Consider the following 18,822-nt stretch of genomic DNA (forward strand, 5'->3'; position numbering starts at 1 on the left):
TCAGGCAGGAAGCTACACCACAATTCCGACTTCGAGCTTAAGGGAACGGGTTAAAAAACCATTGAAGACAGATGGTTAACGGCGGAACTCCGCGAATTCCGACGTTCCTCGGCGCCATAACGCCGCCGGGAGGGCCGAATCGGGCTCAAAGGCCGCGACCGGTCGTCGGGCGGGCGTCAACGTTAACGCGCCCGTTCAGCTCTCGCCGCCCTGCCGCTCGCGGCGCAGGCGCGCCCAGTAGTCGAGCCGCTTCCTGAGCTCGCGCTCGAAGCCGCGCTCGACCGGACGGTAGAAGGACCGCCGCCCCATCTTTTCCGGGAAGTAGTCCTGGCCGGAGAAGGCGTCCGGCTCGTCATGGTCGTAGCGGTAGCCCGACCCGTAGCCCTCGCCCTTCATCAGCTTGGTCGGCGCGTTGAGGATATGGCGCGGCGGCACCAGGCTGCCGAACTCCTTGGCCGCCGCCATCGCCGTCTTGAAGGCGGTGTAGACGGCATTGGACTTGGGCGCCGTCGCCACGTAGACGACAGCCTCGGCGATGGCGAGCTCGCCCTCGGGAGAGCCGAGCATCTCGTAGGCGCCCTGGGCGGCGATGCAGACGGACAGCGCCTGCGGATCGGCGAGGCCGATATCCTCGGCGGCCATGCGGATCACCCGGCGGATAAGGTAGAGCGGGTCCTCGCCGGCGTCGAGCATGCGGCAGAAATAGTAGAGCGCCGCGTCGGGATCGGAGCCGCGCACCGACTTGTGCAGCGCCGAGATCAGGTTGTAATGGCCGTCCTGCGCCTTGTCGTAGACCGGCGCCCGCCGCTGGACGATCTCCTGCAGCGTCTTGGCGTCGAACACCTCGTCCTCGCCGGCGGCGCGCCAGACGTCCTCGGCGAGCGTCAGCGCGGCGCGGCCGTCGCCGTCGGCCATCCTGACGAGCGCCGCCCTCGCCTCGGCGTCGAGCGGCAGCGGCTTGCCGGTCACCGCCTCGGCGCGGTCGAGCAACTGGCCGATCGACGCCTCGTCGTGCGGCTTGAACACCAGCACATGGGCGCGCGACAAGAGGGCCGCGTTGAGCTCGAAGGACGGGTTCTCGGTGGTGGCGCCGATCAGCGTCACCGTTCCGTCTTCCATCACCGGCAGGAAGCTGTCCTGCTGGGCACGGTTGAAGCGGTGGATCTCGTCGATGAACAGCAGCGTGCCGCGGCCGAGCGCCCGCCGCTGGCGGGCGGCGTCGAACAGCTTCTTGAGATCGGCGACGCCGGTGAAGATGGCCGACGCCTGCTCGAAGGCGAGATTGGTCTCATGCGCCAGCAGGCGGGCGACCGTGGTCTTGCCCGAGCCGGGCGGTCCCCAGAGAATCAGCGAGCCGAGCGAGCCGGAGGCCAGCATGCGGGTGATGGTGCCGTTCGGCCCGACCAAGTGATCCTGGCCGACCACTTCCGACAGGCTGGCCGGGCGCAGGCGATCGGCCAGCGGCCGGCCGGCCCGATCATCCGTGGTGCCGAGGCCGAACAGGTCGCTCATCGGAAAGCCATGCGCAGGATCTGGCCGTTGCGGTCGATGGCGACGCGCCAGAACATCGGGTCGGAGCCGGCGGCGGCGGCCAAGACCTTGGTGGTGGTGATGTCGTTGCCGTTGACCGACAGTACGATGTCGCCCCGCTGCAGGCCGATGCGGTCGGCCGGCGAGCCCGAGGCGACGGCGGTGATGACGACGCCGGTCTGGCCGCGATAGGTGAGGCCGATCTCGGCGGCAACGGCGGGAGACACGTTGGCAACGGTCGCGCCCTGGAACGGCGACCGCGCGTCGATGGTCAGCGTTTGGCGCGGCGTCGTCTCCGGCGCCGTCGTCAGCTTCACCGGCACCTCGATCAGCTTGCCGGCCCGGTTGACGGTGAGCTTGGCCACGTTGCCGACGCCCTTGGTGGCGAGACGGTAATTGAAGACGCGCGGATCGCTGACCTCGACGCCGTCGACGGCGACCACCAGGTCGCCGGCATCGAGGCCGGCCTCCTCGGCCGGGCTGTTGCGCAGGATGGAGGTGATCAGCACGCCCGAGGGACGATCGAGGCCGAGGCTTTCGGCGATATCGGAGGTCACCGGCTGCAATTCGGCGCCGATCCAGGGCAGTTCCACGGCCGAGCCGCCGCGCCGGGCCGAATCGACGAACACCTTCACCATGTTGGAGGGAATGGCGAAGCCGATGCCGTTGGAGCCGCCGCCGCGGCTGAAGATGGCCGTGTTGATGCCGACCAGCTTGCCGTCCATGTCGACCAGCGCGCCGCCGGAATTGCCGGGGTTGATGGCGGCGTCGGTCTGGATGAAGAACTGGTAGTCGGAGATGCCGACCTGGCTGCGGGCCAGCGCCGAGACGATGCCCTGCGTCACCGTCTGGCCGACGCCGAACGGATTGCCGATCGCCAGCACCAGGTCGCCCACCTGAAGCTGGTCGGAATCGGCGAGCGGCAGCGTCGGCAGGTCGCCCTTGGGGCTGCGCATCTTCAACACGGCGAGATCGAGCTGCTCGTCCTTCAGCACCACGTCGCACTCGAACTCGCGCCGGTCGGCGAGCGCCACCTTCACCTCGTCGCCGTCCTCGATGACGTGGTTGTTGGTGACGATCAGCCCGGAGGGATCGACGATGACGCCGGAGCCGAGCGATTGCTGGTGCCGCTCGCGCTGCCCGCCGATGCCGGGAATGCTGCCGCCGAAGAACTGGCGAAAGAACGGGTCGTCCATCAGCGGCGACGACGCCACCTTGACGGTCTTGGTCGAATAGACGTTGACCACGGCCGGGCCGGCCACCTTGGCGATCGGGGCGAAGGACAGCTTGACCTCGGCCTCGGAGGCCGGCACCGCCCGCTCGGCCGCCGTCGCCGCGCCCAGGGACACGCAGGCCGCGAGGCCGAAAGTCAGAATGAGGCGGAACAGTCCGTTGGGTCGCATCGCGTATCTCCGGGGCGCATGTTCGACATGCCGTCTTTTACGCCGTCGAATATGGCAACGGAAGGACGCCCAAACAACAAGGGGCGACCCGACGGGCCGCCCCTTGCTCAACTTTCGGCAAAGCCGGCCGATCAGGCGGCGGCCGTCTCGGCCTCGACCGGCTCGGCGGCCTGGCGGGCCTTGTCGGCGGCGCCCTTGGCGGCGACGTCGCGATCGACGAACTCGATCACCGCGACCGCGGCCGAGTCGCCATGGCGGAAGCCGGCCTTCAGCACGCGGGTGTAGCCGCCGGCGCGGGCCTTGTAGCGGGGGCCGAGCACGTCGAACAGCTTCTTGGCGGCGATCTCGTTGTTCTGCAGCTCGGAAGCGAGCTGACGACGAGCGGCGAGGTCGCCCTTCTTGGCGATGGTCACCAGCTTCTCGACGATCGGACGCAGGTCCTTGGCCTTCGGCAGGGTGGTGACGATCTGCTCATGCTCGACGAGCGAGATGGCGAGGTTGGCGAGCATCGCCTTGCGATGGCTCTGAGTGCGGTTGAACCGACGGCCCGCATTACCGTGACGCATGGCCTACTCCTATTTGTCTTTCGCGCGGCTCACGCCGGGCAGGTTTTGTTTCGAACGAGCCGGAGAGCCACGCCCTCCGGCGAGCTTTTCGGCTCAGTAGTTGTGGTCTTCGTAGCGCTTGGCCAGGTCTTCGATATTCTCGGGCGGCCAGTTCGGGACTTCCATGCCGAGATGCAACCCCATCTGCGCCAGCACTTCCTTGATCTCGTTGAGCGACTTGCGGCCGAAATTCGGCGTGCGGAGCATTTCCGCCTCGCTCTTCTGGATCAGATCGCCGATGTAGACGATGTTGTCGTTCTTCAGGCAGTTGGCCGAACGGACCGACAGCTCGAGCTCGTCCACCTTCTTGAGCAGCGCCGGATTGAAGGCGAGCTCGGGAACGGTCTCGACCTTGGTGTCCTTCTGCGGCTCCTCGAAGTTGACGAAGATCGCCAGCTGGTCCTGGAGGATGCGGGCGGCGTAGGCGACGGCGTCCTCGGGCTTCACCGAGCCGTCGGTCTCGACGGTCAGCGTCAGCTTGTCGAGGTCGAGATCCTGGCCCTCGCGGGTGTTCTCGACCTTGTAGGACACCTTGCGCACCGGCGAGTAGAGGCTGTCGACCGGGATGAGACCGATCGGAGCGTCCTCGGGACGGTTGCGGTCGGCCGGCACGTAGCCCTTGCCGGTGTCGACGGTGAACTCCATGCGGATCTCGGCGCCCTCGTCGAGGGTGCAGAGGACCAGCTCGGGGTTCAGGATCTCGATGTCGCCGACGGTCTGGATGTCGCCGGCGGTGACGACGCCCGGACCCTGCTTGCGCACGACCATCCGCTTCGGGCCCTGGCCCTGCATGCGGACGGCGATTTCCTTGATGTTGAGGATGATGTCGGTAACATCCTCGCGCACACCGCCGATCGAGGAGAACTCGTGCAGCACGCCGTCGATCTGAACCGCCGTCACCGCCGCACCCTGCAGCGAGGACAAGAGGACACGACGGAGCGCGTTGCCGAGCGTCAGGCCGAAGCCGCGCTCGAGCGGCGAGGCGACGACGGTCGCGAAGCGCTTCGGATCGCGGCTCGGGATGACCTCGAGCTTGTTCGGCTTCTTGAGCTCTTGCCAGTTCTTCTGGATGCTCACGTTGATACCCTTTCATGTGAAGCGGTTCGCCGCGGGCCGCATCCCCCGCAGAACCACCGCCTTGACGGGCCATGCCCGGCGCCTTCGGCCACCGGGCGTTCGCGGATGAGCGTCAGACGCGGCGACGCTTGCGCGGACGGCAGCCGTTGTGCGGGATCGGGGTAACGTCGCGGATGGAGCTCACCAGGAAACCGGCGGCCTGCAGAGCGCGCAGCGCCGATTCACGGCCGGAGCCCGGACCGCAGACTTCGACTTCCAGGGTCTTGACGCCATGCTCGGACGCCTTGCGGGCGGCATCCTCGGCGGCCATCTGGGCGGCATACGGGGTCGACTTGCGCGAACCCTTGAAGCCCATGGTGCCGGCCGACGACCAGGAGATGGTGTTGCCCTGCGCGTCGGTGATGGTGATCATCGTGTTGTTGAAGGTGGAATTCACGTGGGCGATGCCGGACGTGATGTTCTTGCGTTCGCGACGGCGGACGCGGCCTGCGGCTTCCTTGGCCATGCTCTCAACTCTCTCGTTTCGATCTCGTCACCGCCGTAATGCCAGCGGCTACACCGGAGCGCACGCCTCTACAAGAAACCTCGCGCACCGGAACGACTAAGGACAAGGGCACCCTGCCCTTGCCCGGAACGGCGAACGATCCTGCCGGACCTTCCACCATGGACAAAGCGCCGACCGCGATCGCTCGCGGAACCGGCGCCATGTCCGAGCCTTTTCGCCGGACCGGCATAGGGCCGGACCGACGAAACGGAATTACTTCTTCTTGCCGGCGATCGCCTTGGCCGGACCCTTGCGGGTACGGGCGTTGGTGTGCGTGCGCTGGCCGCGGACCGGCAGGCCCTTGCGGTGACGCAGACCGCGATAGCAGCCGAGGTCCATGAGGCGCTTGATGTTCATCGCGGTCTCACGGCGGAGGTCGCCCTCGACGACGTAGTCGCGGTCGATCACTTCGCGGATCTGCAGCACTTCGGCGTCCGAAAGTTCGTTGACGCGCTTGGCCTGATCGATGCCGACCTTCTCCAGGATCTCCCCGGCGAACCTCGGGCCGATGCCATGGATATACTGCAGCGCGATCAGGGCGCGCTTGGCGGTGGGAATATTGACGCCAGCGATACGGGCCACTTCACTTCACTCCTGTCGTCGCGACCCTGTTGGATCGCTCCCTCCCCCGATCGAGCCGTGGAGGTCGGTGTCTTGACGGCGGCCCGATGAGGCGGCGCCGGCCGGGTTGTTTTTCGCGAGGCCCCATGGCGCTCGATCCACATGGACAAGCGCCTACGGGCCATCGCACGAAGAACCCGTGGATAGGTGGCGGTTCATAGCCGGAACCGGCCTCTCCGTCAACCTTTCGGACACGGGTTTATCGCCGAAATCGCCGCCGGAACGCCCGGTCGGCGACCGATCGCCCGGCAGCGGAACCCATAGGTCCCCGCCGGGCGTCCGTCTCACTCGAGGGCGGCACGAATCGCGCCGGCGACCTCTTCGATGGGCGCCATGCCGTCGACCGGCTTCAGAAGGCCGCTCCTGGCATAGAAGGGGGTCAGCGCCGCGGTCAGCGCCCGGAACTCTTCGAGGCGCTTGCGGAACACTTCCGGATTGTCGTCCTTGCGCACCGGCTGGCCGGCCGCCCTGGCCTCCTCGGCGCGGCGAACGATCCGGTCGACGAGCTTTTCCTCGTCGACCTTGAACTCGATCACCGCGTCGAGCTTCAGCTTCTTGTCGGCGAGCAGCCTGTCCAGCGCCTCGGCCTGGGCCACGGTGCGCGGGAAGCCGTCCAGCACGAAGCCGTTTTTAGCATCCGGCTCTTCAATGCGGTCGGAAACGATGCCGATGACGATCTCGTCGGACACCAGCTGGCCGGCGTCCATGACGGCCTTGGCCTTCTTGCCGATCTCGGTGCCGGCGGCAACGGCCGCGCGCAGCATGTCACCGGTCGATAGCTGGACGATGCCGTAGCGGTCGACCAGCTTCTGCGCCTGCGTTCCCTTGCCGGCGCCCGGCGGTCCGAGAAGAATCAGCCTCATCTACGCTTCCCCCGAAGTTTACTCTTCTTGATCAGCCCCTCGTACTGATGGGCGAGGAGGTGCCCCTGGATCTGGGACACGGTATCCATGGTGACCGAGACGACGATCAGCAGCGACGTGCCGCCGAAGTAGAACGGAACACCGGTGGTGGAGATCAGGAACTCAGGCAGCAGGCAGACGACGACGAGGTAGATGGCACCGAGGACGTTGATGCGGGTCAGGACATAGTCGATGTAGGAGGCGGTGCGTTCGCCCGGCCGGATGCCGGGGATGAAGCCGCCCTGCTTCTTGAGGTTTTCGGCCGTGTCGGTCGGATTGAACACGATGGCCGTGTAGAAGAAGGCGAAGAAGACGATCATCGCCGCGTAGGACAGCATGTAGAGCGGCTGTCCGTGGGCCATCAGCGTGCCGAAGGTCTGCAGCCAGCCGCCGGCGGCATTGGTGCCGGCGAAGCCGGTGATGGTGCCGGGGATCAGCAGGATCGACGAGGCGAAAATCGGCGGGATGACGCCGGAGGTATTGAGCTTCAGCGGCAGGTGGCTCGATTCGCCCTGGAACATCTTGTTGCCGACCTGGCGCTTCGGATACTGGATCAGCAGCCGGCGCTGGGCGCGCTCGAAGAACACGATGCCGCCGATGACCGCCACGGCCAGCACCAGCACGGCGAGGATGATCGGCGTGGCGAGGGCGCCCTGACGGCCGAGCTCCAGCATGCCGACCAGGGCGTGCGGCAGGTTGGCGATGATGCCGGCGAAGATGATCAGCGACGTGCCCTGGCCGATGCCGCGGGAGGTGATCTGCTCGCCGAGCCACAGCAGGAACATCGTGCCGCCCATCAGCGACAGCACGGTGGAGATGATGAAGGTCGGTCCCGGATTGAGAACGATCGAGCCCTGCCCCTCCAGGCCGACGGCGATGCCGTAGGACTGGACGGCGGCCAGCAGCACCGTCAGGTAGCGGGTGTACTGGTTGATCTTCTTGCGGCCCGACTCGCCTTCCTTCTTGACCGCTTCCAGCGCCGGGATGACCGAGGTCAGCAGCTGGATGATGATCGAGGCGGAAATGTAGGGCATGATGCCCAGGGCGAAGATGGCCATGCGGCCGACGGCGCCGCCGGAGAACATGTTGAACAGGCCGAGAATGCCCTGGCTCTGCTGCTTGAAGGCATCGGCGAGCGCCTGCAGGTTGATGCCCGGCAGCGGAATGTAGGTGCCGAGGCGATACACCAGAAGCGCGCCAAGGGTGAACCAAATCCGCTTCTTGAGCTCTTCCGCCTTGGCGAGCGCGCCGAAATTCAGATTTGCAGCGAGTTGTTCTGCCGCAGAGGCCATGTCTCACTCCGCCCGAATGGGGAACTCCGGGGCGCACCGCCCCGCCTGCCGCGAGACCGTTCCACCCGTCATGCCGCCGGCCCTAGATCATCGTGCGTCCTTGCGGACGCAGGATGACGATCTAGTTCCTTGTTGTCGCATCGGATTGTCCGAAAACCGGATTCCACTTTTCGGTCCGATGCTCTAGCGCCTTCGAGCGATTCGATGAAGCGCCTTGTTCCGGTTTCGGACCGCCGCAGCGCGGCAAACCGCGCAAGGGCTAAATCCGGACCGTCCGCTATATAGACCCAAGTCGCGGACGAAATAAGCCCCCGGGAGACACCGAATCCCACGTGTCGCGAAAACGATCACGTGAAGACGGCCTCACCCCGGGGGCGTTGTCATTACGCCTTGGCGGCCACCGAAACGGTGACCTTGCCGCCGGCCGCCTCGACCGCCGCGATCGCAGGCGCCGAAGCGCCGACGACCTCGAAGGTCAGCGCCGACTTGATCTCACCGCCGAGAACCCGCACGCCGTCCAGCGGACGGCGCAGCAGGCCAGCGGCCACCAGCGCTTCGACGGTGACCGGAGCCTTGGCGTCGAGCTTGCCGGCGTCGACGGCGGCCTGGACCTTCGTCAGGCTGATCTCATTGAGATCGAGGGCGAAGATGTTCTTGAAGCCGCGCTTCGGCAGGCGGCGATGCAGCGGCATCTGGCCGCCTTCAAAGCCGGCGATGGCAACGCCCGACCGCGAGGTCTGGCCCTTGACGCCGCGACCCGAGGTCTTGCCCTTGCCCGAACCGATACCGCGGCCGACGCGCATGCGCGGCTTGTTCGCGCCTTCGTTATCCTTGAGCTCGTTGAGCTTCATTTCATCGATCCTTTCGACCGGCGGTATCTCAGGCCTCGTCCACGACGCGGATGAGGTGCTGGACCTTCGCGATCATGCCGCGGACGGCCGGAGTGTCCTCCAGCGTCGACGTGCGATGCAGCTTGTTGAGACCGAGGCCGATCAGCGTGGCGCGCTGCTCGGCGGGACGGCGGGCGGGGCTGTAGATCTGCTCGACCGTGACGGTCTTGCTCGACTTCTTGTTGGTCGACATGGTTTTCACCTTACGAAAGCCAGTTTACGAATGAGGAGGGAGGTTGGCCTCCCCCCGTTCGATCCATCAGCCTTCGGCCGACGCCGCAGCTTCCGGGTCGATGTCGCGACGGCGGGACTGCAAGGCCGAAACCTTGAGACCGCGACGGGCGGCAACCGACCGCGGGCTATCCTCGTTCGCCAGGGCGGAGAAGGTAGCGCGGATCATGTTGTAGGGGTTGGACGAGCCGAGCGACTTCGCCACCACGTCCTGGACGCCGAGCGTCTCGAACACGGCGCGCATCGGACCGCCGGCGATGATGCCGGTACCGGCCGGCGCGGTGCGCACGTAGACGCGGCCGGCGCCCCAGCGCCCGGCGACGTCGTGGTGCAGCGTACGGCCTTCCTTGAGCGGCACGCGCACGAGGGCCCGCTTGGCGGCTTCCGTCGCCTTGCGGATGGCCTCGGGCACTTCGCGCGCCTTGCCGTGGCCGTAGCCGACCCGGCCCTTCTGGTCGCCGACGACGACGAGCGCGGCGAAGCCGAAGCGACGACCACCCTTCACCACCTTGGCGACGCGGTTGATATGGACCAGGCGATCGACGAACTCGCTGTCGCGCTCTTCGTTGCGATCCCGGTCCCGGTTATTGCGTTCACGTTCAGCCATTGTCTTTATCTCTCTCGATCGGGACCGGCCTTAGAAGTCGAGTCCGCCCTCACGGGCGGCATCCGCGAGCGCCTTGATGCGGCCGTGGTACAGGAACTGACCACGATCGAAGATGACCGAGGTCACCCCCGCCGCCTTGGCGCGTTCTGCGATGAGCTTGCCGACCACGGCGGCCGCGGCCACGTTGGCCCCGGTCTTCAGAGTGTCGCGGACGTCCTTGTCGAGGGTCGACGCGGACGCCAGGGTGCGACCCTGAACGTCATCGATAACCTGAGCATAAATGTGCAGCGACGAGCGATGCACGGAAAGCCGGAGGCGACCGTTGGCCGCCGCCTTGATCGCGCGGCGCACGCGGGCGCGGCGGCGATCGTTGCCGGTGAGGTGAGCCATGATCGTCCCCTTACTTCTTCTTGCCTTCCTTGCGGACGATGAACTCGCCCGCGTACTTCACGCCCTTGCCCTTGTAGGGCTCCGGCGGGCGGTACTTGCGGATTTCGGCGGCGACCTGACCGACACGCTGGGCGTCGATGCCGGAGACGACGATTTCCGTCGGCTTCGGAACGGCGATCGCGATGCCCTCGGGCACCGGATAGGCGATGTCGTGGCTGTAGCCCAGCGAAAGCTGCAGGGTCTTGCCCTGGAGCGCCGCCTTGTAGCCAACGCCGGAAATCTCGAGCCGCCTCTCGAAGCCGACCGTCACACCCTTGATCAGGTTGGCGATCTGCGTGCGGGACATGCCCCAGCTGGCGCGGGCCAGCTTGGTCTCGTCCTTCGGCTCGATCTTGATGGAGCCGTCATCCGCCTTAGTGACGTTGACGTGCTCGTTCAGAGCGAACTTGAGCGTGCCTTTCGGTCCCTTGACCGAAACGGTCTGCCCAGCGATGTCGGCCGTGACCCCCGAAGGGACCGGAACAGCCTTCTTGCCAATGCGCGACATGGTTTTTAACCCGTTTCCAGTCGAAGGTTAGAAGACGCGGCAGAGAACTTCGCCGCCGACGTTCTGCTCGCGGGCGTCGTGGTCGGCCATCACACCGCGGGGGGTGCTGAGGATCGACACGCCGAGGCCGTTGGCAACTCGGGGGAGGTTCTTCACCGAAGCGTAGACGCGGCGGCCCGGCTTGGAGACGCGCTCGATGGTACGGATGACGCCAAGGCCATCGTAGTACTTGAGCTCGATCTCGAACTCGCTACGGCCCTCGGCATCGACCTCGGCGTAGCCACGCAGGAAGCCCTCGGCGACCAGGACATCGAGGACGTTCTTGCGCAGCTTGGAAGCCGGCGTCGACACCTTCGACATCTTGCGCATCTGGGCATTACGAATGCGGGTGAGCATATCACCCAAAGGATCGGTCATCGGCATGGGACCGCTCTCCTTACCAGCTCGACTTCACAAGGCCCGGGATGAGACCGAGCGACCCCAGCTCACGCAGGGCGATACGGCTCATCTTGAGCTTGCGATAATAAGACCGCGGGCGGCCGGTGACTTCGCAGCGGTTGCGGATGCGCACCGCCGACGAGTTGCGCGGAAGCTCGGCGAGCTTCAGGCGGGCAGCGAACTGCTCCTCGATGGTCAGCGACTTGTCGCTCGCGACAGCCTTGAGGGCCTCACGCTTGGCGGAGAACTGCTTCACCAGCTTCTGGCGACGCTTGTTCTTCTCGATGGCGCTCTTCTTAGCCATTTAAATCCGAACCCTTCTCGTCACTGCCGGAACGGGAAATTGAAGGCCTTGAGAAGCGCGCGCGCCTCGTCGTCGGTCTTCGCCGTGGTGCAGACGATGATGTCCATGCCCCAGACCTGCTCGACCTTGTCGTACTCGATCTCGGGGAAAACGATGTGCTCCTTGATGCCCATGGCATAGTTGCCGCGGCCATCGAAGGACTTCGGGTTCAGACCACGGAAGTCACGCACGCGCGGCAGCGCGATGGTGATGAGGCGGTCGAGGAACTCGTACATGCGCTGACGGCGGAGCGTCACCTTGGCACCGATGTTCATGCCCTCGCGCAGCTTGAAGGTGGCGATGGACTTGCGGGCCTTGGTGATCACCGGCTTCTGGCCGGCGATGAGGGTCAGGTCGCCGACGGCCGAATTGATCTTCTTGCCGTCCGCGACGGTCTCGCCGACGCCCATGTTCAGGACGATCTTGTCGAGAACCGGGACTTCCATCGTGTTCTTGTAACCGAACTGGTCGATGAGAGCCTTGCGGATCGTCTCGTCGTAGGTGCGCTTGAGGCGCGGAATGTAGACCGCATCAGCCATCGATCACATCTCCGGAACGCTTGGCGAAGCGGACCTTGCGGCCGTCGTCGAGCAGCTTGAAACCAACGCGGGTCGGCTTGCCGTCCTGGGGATCGGCAACGGCGAGGTTCGAGAGGTCGAGCGCCGCTTCCTTGGCGACGATGCCCCCCTCGGACTTGGCCGACTGGCGCTGATGATGGCGAACGATGTTGACGCCGCGGACAACGGCGCGATTCTCGGACGGACGGACCTCGATGACCTCACCGGTCTTGCCCTTGTCCTTGCCAGCGAGAACCACGACCTTGTCGCCCTTCTTGATCTTGGCGGCCATGGTTACAGAACCTCCGGGGCGAGCGAGATGATCTTCATGTGGTTCTTGGCGCGCAGTTCGCGCGGAACCGGTCCGAAGATACGGGTCCCGATCGGCTCTTTCTGGTTGTTGATGAGAACGGCGGCATTCTTGTCGAAACGAATGACCGAACCGTCCGTGCGCCGGATGTCCTTGGCCGTGCGGACCACGACCGCCTTCATCACGTCGCCCTTCTTCACGCGACCACGAGGGATGGCTTCCTTGATGGAGACGACAATGATGTCGCCCACCGAGGCATACCGCCGCTTCGCGCCGCCGAGCACTTTGATGCACATAACACGACGTGCGCCGGAATTGTCCGCCACGTCGAGGTTGGTTTGCATCTGAATCATGACTTGGCCGCCTTATCTTTGATGCATGCACCCACCGGCGCCGGATGGCGCAGGCAGGCAGCGACTTTGTTTTGGAACTCGGGAAATAGGGGTACGGCGTGCCGGACCCTTAGATTCGAGTTCATCCCAGTCCCAGGCCGTATCCGCAGCCCGGGAGGCCCGGCCCCTACCCTGCCGCCTCGTGAGGCGGCGGGAAACAAGGCCGGATGTCTCGCTTTCGCCGTCAAGTCGCGGCGCCCTCGGGCTGCCTCGACGAAACAATCCGAAACGGAACGGCACAGGCTGCCATTCCGTTCTGAAATCAGCGTCTGCCGCATAAGCCTCTCCGGGTCGGAAGTCAATGACCCGGGGACGCTAATTCGGGGCAATCGCCGAAAGGCGACTGCGCCTTTGTTGTTTCACCTCAGTCGCCGGCGGGCCTCCGGCCCTTGGCTTCCGCTCCGCTAAACGCATTTCGAGGCTCACCCGCCTCGAAATGCCGCTCCGCGCGGCGCCGGTCGGCGCCGGAAACTCTTTCTCTCGTCCGCTCAGCTGGCGCTGGCGGTGGCGAGCACAACCCAGCGCTTGGTCTTGGAAATGGGCTTGCTTTCCTCGATGGAAACCACGTCCCCGACCTTGTACTGGTTCGCCTCGTCATGCGCCTGGTAGTTCTTGGTCCGGCGCACGGTCTTCTTGAGCACCGGATGGGTGAAGCGACGCTCCACCTTCACTACGACCGTCTTGTCGGTCTTGTCGCTGACGACGACGCCTTGCAGGATGCGCTTCGGCAACTCGTCTCTCCTTAAGCGTTCGCAGTCGCGCGCTTGTCGCGCAGAACCGTCTGGATGCGGGCGATGTCGCGACGCACGACCCGCACGCGGGACGTATTCTCAAGCTGGCCCGTCGCCTTCTGGAAGCGCAGATTGAACTGCTCTTTCTTCAGCTTGGCCAGCTCGTCCTCGAGCTGGTCGGGCGTCATGGCCCGAACGTCGTTCGCCTTCATCGTTTTCTCGTCCTAACAGTAGGGCCGGTCTTCCGATCGGCGCCCGCTTGCCGGGAGGTCGTCGACCTCACGGGCGGGCGCCCCTGCGGATCACTCGGCGATGCGCTGAATGAAGCGCGTCTTGATCGGAAGTTTGGCCGCGCCGAGACGGAGCGCCTCGCGGGCGACCTCCTCGGGCACGCCGTCGAGCTCGAACATGATCCGGCCGGGCTTGATGCGGACGCACCAGAACTCCGGCGAACCCTTGCCCTTGCCCATGCGGACCTCGGTCGGCTTGGAGGTGACCGGAACGTCCGGGAACACGCGGATCCAGACACGGCCGATACGCTTCATCTGGCGGGTGATCGCGCGGCGGGCCGCCTCGATCTGCCGCGCGGTGACGCGCTCGGGCTCCATGGCCTTGAGGCCGTAGGCGCCGAAGTTCAGCTCGGTGCCGCCCTTCGAAGCGCCGTGGATGCGGCCCTTGAACTGCTTGCGGAATTTGGTGCGCTTCGGTTGAAGCATCTTCCTTCTCCCAAAACTCTAGTTAGCGCGCACCATCGGCGTCGCGGTCACGACCACGGCCGCGGCCGCGGCCTTCACGGTCGCCACGGGGATTGTCGCGGTCCCGGCGGCGGTCGCCGCCCGAACGCTCGCCGTCATTGCCGCCCTCAAGCGCCCGACGCTCGGAAGCGAGCGGGTCGTGCTCCAGGATCTCACCCTTGAACACCCAGACCTTGAGGCCGTTGGTGCCGTAGGCGGTGTGGGCGGTGGCAATGCCGTAATCGATGTCCGCACGGAGCGTATGCAGGGGCACGCGGCCCTCGCGGTACCACTCCAGGCGGGCGATTTCGGCGCCGCCGAGACGACCACCGGCGTTGATGCGGATGCCCTCGGCACCGAGACGCATCGCCGACTGGACCGAACGCTTCATCGCACGGCGGAAGGCCACGCGGCGCTCGAGCTGCTGGGCGATCGACGCGGCGATCAGCGTCGCGTCGGTCTCGGGCTTGCGCACCTCGACGATGTTGAGATGCACTTCCGAGGTGGTGAACTTGGCGATCTGCTTGCGCAGCTTCTCGATGTCGGCGCCCTTCTTGCCGATCACCACGCCCGGACGAGCCGAGTGGATGGTGACGCGGCACTTCTTGTGCGGACGCTCGATCACGATCTTGGCCACCGCCGCCGCCTTCAGTTCCTCGAAGAGGAAGTTGCGGATGGCGAGGTCCTCGTGCAGCAGCGCGCCGTACTCGGTCTTGCCGGCGAACCAGCGCGAGTCCCAGGTCCGGTTGATGCCGAGACGCAGACCGATCGGATTGACTTTATGACCCATCAGGCGGTCTCCTCGACTTCGCGAACCACGATCGTGAGGTTCGCAAACGGCTTCTGGATTTGACCGACGCGACCACGGGCCCGCGGCGAGAAGCGCTTCATGACGAGGCCCTTGCTCACGAAGGCTTCCTTGACGACGAGCGCGTCGACGTCGAGGTCGTGGTTGTTCTCGGCATTGGCGATCGCCGACTCCAGCGTCTTCTTCACGTCGCCGGCGATACGCTTGCGCGAGAAGGTGAGATCGGCCAGCGCCGTATTGACCTTCTTGCCGCGGATCAGAGCCGCGACAAGGTTGAGCTTCTGCGGCGAGACGCGAAGATTGCGGGTCACCGCCTGCGCCTCGGTGTCGGCGAGCGTGCGTTCACGCTTCGGCTTACCCATGGTTACTTCCTCTTCGCCTTCTTGTCCGAGCCATGGCCATAGTAGGTACGGGTCGGCGCGAACTCGCCGAACTTGTGACCCACCATGTCCTCGTTCACGGACACCGGGATGTGCTTCTGGCCGTTGTAGACGCCGAACGTCAGTCCGACGAAATTCGGCAGGATCGTGGAGCGGCGGCTCCAGATCTTGATGACTTCATTGCGGCCGCTGGCGCGACTGACTTCCGCCTTCTTGAGGAGGTAGCCGTCGACGAACGGGCCTTTCCAAACCGAACGAGTCACGGTCGTTCCTCTCTCTTACTGCGACTTCTTGCGCGCGTGGCGGCTACGGACGATGAACTTGTCCGTGGACTTGTTCGACCTCGTCTTCTTGCCCTTGGTCGGCTTGCCCCACGGGGTGACCGGATGACGGCCACCCGAGGTGCGGCCTTCACCACCGCCGTGCGGATGGTCGATCGGGTTCATGGCGACGCCGCGGTTGACCGGGCGCTTGCCCAGCCAGCGGTTGCGGCCGGCCTTGCCGATCGACACGTTGGCGTGGTCGGGGTTCGACACGGCGCCGATGGTGGCAAAGCAGGTGCCGAGCACCTTGCGCTGCTCGCCGGAGTTGAGACGCAGGACGGTGTAGCCCTGGTCGCGGCCGACGATCTGCGCGTAGGAACCGGCCGAACGGGCGATCTGGCCGCCCTTGCCGGGCTTCAGCTCGACATTGTGGACGAGCGTGCCGACCGGAATGGCCGACAGCTGCATCGCATTGCCGGGCTTCACGTCGGCGGCGGCCGCGGCGACGACGGTGTCGCCGACGGCCAGGCGCTGCGGGGCCAGGATATAGCTCAGCTCGCCGTCCTCGTACTTGATGAGGGCGATGAAGCCGGTGCGGTTGGGATCGTACTCCAGGCGCTCGACCACGGCGTTGACGCCGAGCTTGCGACGCTTGAAGTCGATGATGCGATAGGAGCGCTTGTGACCGCCGCCGCGATGGTAGGCGGTGATCCGGCCGAGGTTGTTGCGACCGCCGGTCTTGCTGAGACCTTCGGTCAACGCCTTCACCGGCGCGCCCTTGTGAAGCTCGGAGCGATCGACGAGGACCAGCTGGCGCTGGCCCGGGGTCGTCGGCTTGTAATATTTGAGTGCCATAATCGTCCTGCCGCTCGGATCAGAGGCCCGTCGTGATGTCGATCGAATGGCCCTCTTCGAGGGTCACGATCGCTTTCTTCACGTCGGACTGGGTGCCGATGATGCCCCGGAAGCGCTTCGTCTTGCCCTTGCGCACGAGCGTGTTGACGCTCTTGACCTTCACCGAGAAGAGCTGCTCGACGGCAGCCTTGATCTCGGGCTTGGTCGCGGTCCTGGCAACGTTGAAGACCACCTTGTTGTTCTCAGCCTGGATGGTCGCCTTTTCGGTGACCACCGGCGTGCGGATGATGTCGTAGTGCTTCAGATTGGTCATTTGAACCGCTCCTCGAGCGCCGACACGGCCGCCTTGGTCAGAACCAGCGTGTCACGACGCAGAATGTCGTAGACGTTGATGCCCTGCACGGGCAGCACGTCGATCTGCGGAATGGCACGGGCCGCCAGGCGGAACTGATCCTGCGGGTTGGCTCCGTCGATGATCAGCGCGTTGGTGAGGCCGAGCGCGGCGAGCTTCGTCTTCAGGGCCTTCGTCTTGGCCTCGGCGGCGACCGCCTCGTCCAGGACGACGATGTTGGCACCCTTGGCCTTGGCCGACAGGGCGAGCTTCAGGCCGAGGGCCCGAACCTTCTTGGGCAGGTCGTGCTCATGGCTGCGCACCACGGGACCGAAGGCCTTGCCGCCGCCACGGAACTGCGGAGCCGCCTTGTTGCCGTGACGGGCGCCGCCGGTGCCCTTCTGCCGGTACATCTTCTTGCCGGTCTTGGTGATCTCTGTACGGGTCAGAGTCTTGTGCGTACCGGCCTGGCGCTTGGCGAGCTGCCAGCGCACGACGCGCTGCAGGATGTCGGCGCGCGGATCGAGACCGAAGATCTCGTCCGAAAGCGCGACCGTCCCGGCAACAGCGCCATCGAGGGTCTTGACTTCGAGTTCCATCACTCACCTGCCTCCGCGGTCGCAGCGGGCGCCGCCTTGCGGAACTTGCCCGGGGTGGGAACACCTTCCGGAAGCTTCTTCTTGACCGCGTCGCGGACGAGGATCCAGCCGCCCTTGGCACCGGGGACCGCGCCCTCGACCAGGATCAGACCGCGATCGGCATCGGTGCGCACGATCTTGAGGTTCTGCGTGGTCACGCGCTCGTCGCCGAGATGGCCAGGCATCTTCTTGTTCTTGAAGACCTTGCCCGGATCCTGGCGCTGGCCGGTCGAACCCAGCACGCGGTGCGAGACCGAGTTGCCGTGGGTGGCGCGGCCGCCGTGGAAGTTCCAGCGCTTCATGGCGCCGGCGAAGCCCTTACCGATAGAGGTACCGGTAACGTCGACGAACTGGCCGGCGACGAAGTGATCGGCCGTCAGTTCGGCGCCCACCTCGATGAGGTTCTCGGGGGACACCCGGAACTCGGCGAGCTCGCGCTTCGGCTCGACCTGCGCCACGGCAAAGTGGCCGCGCATCGCCTTCGAGACATTCTTGACCTTGACCGTACCGGCGCCCAACTGGACCGCGGTATAGCCGTTCTTTTCTTCGGTACGGTGAGCGACCACCTGGCAGTTCTCAAGCTTGAGAACCGTCACGGGAACATGCTCGCCTGCGTCGTTGTAGACGCGGGTCATGCCGACCTTCTGTGCAATGACACCTGAGCGCATAGCGTTCTCTCTCAACCCGGCTCTTGTTCTCAGAGCTTGATCTCGACGTCCACGCCGGCCGCGAGGTCGAGCTTCATCAGCGCGTCCACGGTCTGCGGGGTCGGATCGATGATGTCCAGGAGGCGCTTGTGGGTGCGCATCTCGAACTGTTCGCGGCTCTTCTTGTCGATATGGGGCGAGCGGTTGACCGTGAACTTCTCGATTCGCGTCGGAAGCGGAACCGGGCCCCGGACCTGCGCGCCCGTGCGCTTGGCCGTGTTGACGATCTCGCGCGTCGAGGCATCGAGGATACGATGATCGAACGCTTTGAGACGGATACGGATATTCTGACCGTTCATTTCTCTACCTCTGGAGGAGACGCGGGCGGAGCGAACCCCGCCCCGTATCACCTCGAAACGATCAATTACTCGACGATCGAAGCGACGACGCCGGCGCCGACGGTGCGGCCACCTTCACGGATGGCGAAGCGGAGCTTCTCCTCCATGGCGATCGGAACGATCAGCTGGACGTTCATCGTCACGTTGTCGCCCGGCATCACCATCTCGACGCCCTCGTTCAGCGTCACCACGCCGGTCACGTCCGTCGTGCGGAAGTAGAACTGCGGCCGGTAGTTGGTGAAGAACGGCGTGTGACGGCCACCCTCTTCCTTGGTCAGGATGTAGGCCTCGGCCTTGAACTTGGTGTGCGGGTTCACCGAAGCCGGCTTGCACAGCACCTGGCCGCGCTCGACGTCCT

General features: G+C 65.4%; 30 protein-coding genes. All 30 read right to left on the reverse strand.

Features of this window, described 5'->3' with window-relative positions:
- Positions 1-195: 195 nt before the first annotated feature.
- Positions 196-1,512: a replication-associated recombination protein A gene (locus CJ014_RS12000; RefSeq protein WP_100080721.1), complete on the reverse strand. Its 1,317-nt coding sequence runs from the start codon at positions 1,510-1,512 to the stop codon at positions 196-198.
- Positions 1,509-2,933 (reverse strand): DegQ family serine endoprotease, encoded by a 1,425-nt coding sequence (locus CJ014_RS12005; protein WP_100080722.1) that lies wholly within the window; start codon positions 2,931-2,933, stop codon positions 1,509-1,511. The genes CJ014_RS12000 and CJ014_RS12005 overlap by 4 nt, the downstream gene beginning before the upstream one ends.
- Positions 2,934-3,064: 131 nt before the next feature.
- Positions 3,065-3,499, reverse strand: a complete 435-nt coding sequence (gene rplQ / locus CJ014_RS12010; protein WP_100080723.1) for a 50S ribosomal protein L17 — start codon at positions 3,497-3,499, stop codon at positions 3,065-3,067.
- 93 nt (positions 3,500-3,592) lie between these two features.
- On the reverse strand, positions 3,593-4,615 hold the full coding sequence (locus CJ014_RS12015; protein ID WP_026791927.1) for a DNA-directed RNA polymerase subunit alpha: 1,023 nt from the start codon (positions 4,613-4,615) through the stop codon (positions 3,593-3,595).
- A gap of 112 nt (positions 4,616-4,727) precedes the next feature.
- On the reverse strand, positions 4,728-5,120 hold the full coding sequence (gene rpsK, locus CJ014_RS12020; protein WP_026782401.1) for a 30S ribosomal protein S11: 393 nt from the start codon (positions 5,118-5,120) through the stop codon (positions 4,728-4,730).
- Positions 5,121-5,372: 252 nt separating this feature from the next.
- Positions 5,373-5,741 carry a 30S ribosomal protein S13 gene (gene rpsM / locus CJ014_RS12025; protein WP_100080724.1) on the reverse strand — a complete coding sequence of 123 codons (369 nt, stop codon included), beginning with the start codon at positions 5,739-5,741 and terminating at the stop codon, positions 5,373-5,375.
- 323 nt (positions 5,742-6,064) lie between these two features.
- Positions 6,065-6,643: an adenylate kinase gene (locus tag CJ014_RS12030; RefSeq protein WP_100080725.1), complete on the reverse strand. Its 579-nt coding sequence runs from the start codon at positions 6,641-6,643 to the stop codon at positions 6,065-6,067.
- Positions 6,640-7,974 (reverse strand): preprotein translocase subunit SecY, encoded by a 1,335-nt coding sequence (gene secY, locus CJ014_RS12035; RefSeq protein ID WP_100080726.1) that lies wholly within the window; start codon positions 7,972-7,974, stop codon positions 6,640-6,642. Before secY ends, CJ014_RS12030 begins: the two co-directional genes overlap by 4 nt.
- 383 nt (positions 7,975-8,357) lie before the next feature.
- Entirely contained in the window at positions 8,358-8,825 is a 468-nt protein-coding gene (gene rplO / locus CJ014_RS12040) for a 50S ribosomal protein L15 (RefSeq protein ID WP_100080727.1), read from the reverse strand.
- A 28-nt stretch (positions 8,826-8,853) separates the two neighbouring features.
- Entirely contained in the window at positions 8,854-9,057 is a 204-nt protein-coding gene (gene rpmD / locus CJ014_RS12045) for a 50S ribosomal protein L30 (RefSeq protein WP_100080728.1), read from the reverse strand.
- 66 nt (positions 9,058-9,123) lie between these two features.
- Positions 9,124-9,702, reverse strand: a complete 579-nt coding sequence (gene rpsE / locus CJ014_RS12050) for a 30S ribosomal protein S5 (RefSeq protein ID WP_100080729.1) — start codon at positions 9,700-9,702, stop codon at positions 9,124-9,126.
- 30 nt (positions 9,703-9,732) lie between these two features.
- Positions 9,733-10,092, reverse strand: coding sequence for a 50S ribosomal protein L18 (gene rplR / locus CJ014_RS12055; protein ID WP_026782408.1), 360 nt, complete (start codon positions 10,090-10,092; stop codon positions 9,733-9,735).
- Positions 10,093-10,102: 10 nt separating this feature from the next.
- Complete coding sequence (rplF, locus tag CJ014_RS12060) at positions 10,103-10,639, reverse strand: 50S ribosomal protein L6 (protein ID WP_100080730.1); 537 nt, start codon at positions 10,637-10,639, stop codon at positions 10,103-10,105.
- A 27-nt stretch (positions 10,640-10,666) separates the two neighbouring features.
- Positions 10,667-11,062: a 30S ribosomal protein S8 gene (gene rpsH, locus CJ014_RS12065; RefSeq protein ID WP_100080731.1), complete on the reverse strand. Its 396-nt coding sequence runs from the start codon at positions 11,060-11,062 to the stop codon at positions 10,667-10,669.
- Between the two features lie 13 nt (positions 11,063-11,075).
- Positions 11,076-11,381: a 30S ribosomal protein S14 gene (gene rpsN, locus CJ014_RS12070; protein ID WP_100080732.1), complete on the reverse strand. Its 306-nt coding sequence runs from the start codon at positions 11,379-11,381 to the stop codon at positions 11,076-11,078.
- A gap of 20 nt (positions 11,382-11,401) precedes the next feature.
- Positions 11,402-11,959 carry a 50S ribosomal protein L5 gene (gene rplE / locus CJ014_RS12075; protein ID WP_100080733.1) on the reverse strand — a complete coding sequence of 186 codons (558 nt, stop codon included), beginning with the start codon at positions 11,957-11,959 and terminating at the stop codon, positions 11,402-11,404.
- On the reverse strand, positions 11,952-12,269 hold the full coding sequence (gene rplX, locus CJ014_RS12080; protein WP_100080734.1) for a 50S ribosomal protein L24: 318 nt from the start codon (positions 12,267-12,269) through the stop codon (positions 11,952-11,954). The genes rplE and rplX overlap by 8 nt, the downstream gene beginning before the upstream one ends.
- Before the next feature lie 2 nt (positions 12,270-12,271).
- Positions 12,272-12,640 (reverse strand): 50S ribosomal protein L14, encoded by a 369-nt coding sequence (gene rplN, locus CJ014_RS12085; protein WP_026782414.1) that lies wholly within the window; start codon positions 12,638-12,640, stop codon positions 12,272-12,274.
- A gap of 527 nt (positions 12,641-13,167) precedes the next feature.
- The gene (rpsQ, locus tag CJ014_RS12090) at positions 13,168-13,410 is read right to left on the reverse strand and encodes a 30S ribosomal protein S17 (RefSeq protein WP_100080735.1); all 243 of its coding nucleotides are present in this window, start codon (positions 13,408-13,410) and stop codon (positions 13,168-13,170) included.
- 11 nt (positions 13,411-13,421) lie between these two features.
- Complete coding sequence (gene rpmC / locus CJ014_RS12095) at positions 13,422-13,622, reverse strand: 50S ribosomal protein L29 (protein WP_026791941.1); 201 nt, start codon at positions 13,620-13,622, stop codon at positions 13,422-13,424.
- A 90-nt stretch (positions 13,623-13,712) separates the two neighbouring features.
- On the reverse strand, positions 13,713-14,126 hold the full coding sequence (rplP, locus tag CJ014_RS12100) for a 50S ribosomal protein L16 (protein WP_100080736.1): 414 nt from the start codon (positions 14,124-14,126) through the stop codon (positions 13,713-13,715).
- A gap of 22 nt (positions 14,127-14,148) precedes the next feature.
- The gene (gene rpsC / locus CJ014_RS12105) at positions 14,149-14,934 is read right to left on the reverse strand and encodes a 30S ribosomal protein S3 (RefSeq protein WP_100080737.1); all 786 of its coding nucleotides are present in this window, start codon (positions 14,932-14,934) and stop codon (positions 14,149-14,151) included.
- Positions 14,934-15,314, reverse strand: a complete 381-nt coding sequence (rplV, locus tag CJ014_RS12110) for a 50S ribosomal protein L22 (RefSeq protein ID WP_036789942.1) — start codon at positions 15,312-15,314, stop codon at positions 14,934-14,936. The genes rpsC and rplV overlap by 1 nt, the downstream gene beginning before the upstream one ends.
- A gap of 2 nt (positions 15,315-15,316) precedes the next feature.
- The gene (gene rpsS, locus CJ014_RS12115; RefSeq protein WP_026791945.1) at positions 15,317-15,595 is read right to left on the reverse strand and encodes a 30S ribosomal protein S19; all 279 of its coding nucleotides are present in this window, start codon (positions 15,593-15,595) and stop codon (positions 15,317-15,319) included.
- 15 nt (positions 15,596-15,610) lie between these two features.
- A complete protein-coding gene (rplB, locus tag CJ014_RS12120; RefSeq protein WP_100080738.1) occupies positions 15,611-16,450 on the reverse strand; it encodes a 50S ribosomal protein L2 in 840 nt (279 codons plus the stop codon).
- Positions 16,451-16,469: 19 nt separating this feature from the next.
- A complete protein-coding gene (locus CJ014_RS12125; RefSeq protein ID WP_100080739.1) occupies positions 16,470-16,763 on the reverse strand; it encodes a 50S ribosomal protein L23 in 294 nt (97 codons plus the stop codon).
- Positions 16,760-17,380 carry a 50S ribosomal protein L4 gene (gene rplD, locus CJ014_RS12130; protein WP_100080740.1) on the reverse strand — a complete coding sequence of 207 codons (621 nt, stop codon included), beginning with the start codon at positions 17,378-17,380 and terminating at the stop codon, positions 16,760-16,762. Before rplD ends, CJ014_RS12125 begins: the two co-directional genes overlap by 4 nt.
- On the reverse strand, positions 17,380-18,087 hold the full coding sequence (gene rplC, locus CJ014_RS12135) for a 50S ribosomal protein L3 (RefSeq protein ID WP_100080741.1): 708 nt from the start codon (positions 18,085-18,087) through the stop codon (positions 17,380-17,382). The genes rplD and rplC overlap by 1 nt, the downstream gene beginning before the upstream one ends.
- A gap of 29 nt (positions 18,088-18,116) precedes the next feature.
- Complete coding sequence (rpsJ, locus tag CJ014_RS12140; protein ID WP_026782425.1) at positions 18,117-18,425, reverse strand: 30S ribosomal protein S10; 309 nt, start codon at positions 18,423-18,425, stop codon at positions 18,117-18,119.
- A gap of 65 nt (positions 18,426-18,490) precedes the next feature.
- The coding region (locus tag CJ014_RS12145; RefSeq protein WP_483428688.1) for an elongation factor Tu at positions 18,491-18,822 on the reverse strand (332 nt) is incomplete at its 5' end.

This window comes from Pleomorphomonas carboxyditropha, from assembly GCF_002770725.1.
Taxonomy (GTDB): domain Bacteria; phylum Pseudomonadota; class Alphaproteobacteria; order Rhizobiales; family Pleomorphomonadaceae; genus Pleomorphomonas; species Pleomorphomonas carboxyditropha.

Coding starts and splice junctions, on each gene's coding strand:
- CJ014_RS12000 (WP_100080721.1), bottom strand. CDS start 1,512: ATGAGCGACCTGTTCGGCCTCGGCACCACGGATGATCGGGCCGGCCGG.
- CJ014_RS12005 (WP_100080722.1), bottom strand. CDS start 2,933: ATGCGACCCAACGGACTGTTCCGCCTCATTCTGACTTTCGGCCTCGCG.
- rplQ (WP_100080723.1), bottom strand. CDS start 3,499: ATGCGTCACGGTAATGCGGGCCGTCGGTTCAACCGCACTCAGAGCCAT.
- rpsK (WP_026782401.1), bottom strand. CDS start 5,120: ATGGCCAAGGAAGCCGCAGGCCGCGTCCGCCGTCGCGAACGCAAGAAC.
- CJ014_RS12030 (WP_100080725.1), bottom strand. CDS start 6,643: ATGAGGCTGATTCTTCTCGGACCGCCGGGCGCCGGCAAGGGAACGCAG.
- secY (WP_100080726.1), bottom strand. CDS start 7,974: ATGGCCTCTGCGGCAGAACAACTCGCTGCAAATCTGAATTTCGGCGCG.
- rplO (WP_100080727.1), bottom strand. CDS start 8,825: ATGAAGCTCAACGAGCTCAAGGATAACGAAGGCGCGAACAAGCCGCGC.
- rpmD (WP_100080728.1), bottom strand. CDS start 9,057: ATGTCGACCAACAAGAAGTCGAGCAAGACCGTCACGGTCGAGCAGATC.
- rpsE (WP_100080729.1), bottom strand. CDS start 9,702: ATGGCTGAACGTGAACGCAATAACCGGGACCGGGATCGCAACGAAGAG.
- rplR (WP_026782408.1), bottom strand. CDS start 10,092: ATGGCTCACCTCACCGGCAACGATCGCCGCCGCGCCCGCGTGCGCCGC.
- rplF (WP_100080730.1), bottom strand. CDS start 10,639: ATGTCGCGCATTGGCAAGAAGGCTGTTCCGGTCCCTTCGGGGGTCACG.
- rpsH (WP_100080731.1), bottom strand. CDS start 11,062: ATGCCGATGACCGATCCTTTGGGTGATATGCTCACCCGCATTCGTAAT.
- rpsN (WP_100080732.1), bottom strand. CDS start 11,381: ATGGCTAAGAAGAGCGCCATCGAGAAGAACAAGCGTCGCCAGAAGCTG.
- rplE (WP_100080733.1), bottom strand. CDS start 11,959: ATGGCTGATGCGGTCTACATTCCGCGCCTCAAGCGCACCTACGACGAG.
- rplX (WP_100080734.1), bottom strand. CDS start 12,269: ATGGCCGCCAAGATCAAGAAGGGCGACAAGGTCGTGGTTCTCGCTGGC.
- rplN (WP_026782414.1), bottom strand. CDS start 12,640: ATGATTCAGATGCAAACCAACCTCGACGTGGCGGACAATTCCGGCGCA.
- rpmC (WP_026791941.1), bottom strand. CDS start 13,622: ATGAAGGCGAACGACGTTCGGGCCATGACGCCCGACCAGCTCGAGGAC.
- rplP (WP_100080736.1), bottom strand. CDS start 14,126: ATGCTTCAACCGAAGCGCACCAAATTCCGCAAGCAGTTCAAGGGCCGC.
- rpsC (WP_100080737.1), bottom strand. CDS start 14,934: ATGGGTCATAAAGTCAATCCGATCGGTCTGCGTCTCGGCATCAACCGG.
- rplV (WP_036789942.1), bottom strand. CDS start 15,314: ATGGGTAAGCCGAAGCGTGAACGCACGCTCGCCGACACCGAGGCGCAG.
- rplB (WP_100080738.1), bottom strand. CDS start 16,450: ATGGCACTCAAATATTACAAGCCGACGACCCCGGGCCAGCGCCAGCTG.
- CJ014_RS12125 (WP_100080739.1), bottom strand. CDS start 16,763: ATGACCAATCTGAAGCACTACGACATCATCCGCACGCCGGTGGTCACC.
- rplD (WP_100080740.1), bottom strand. CDS start 17,380: ATGGAACTCGAAGTCAAGACCCTCGATGGCGCTGTTGCCGGGACGGTC.
- rplC (WP_100080741.1), bottom strand. CDS start 18,087: ATGCGCTCAGGTGTCATTGCACAGAAGGTCGGCATGACCCGCGTCTAC.
- rpsJ (WP_026782425.1), bottom strand. CDS start 18,425: ATGAACGGTCAGAATATCCGTATCCGTCTCAAAGCGTTCGATCATCGT.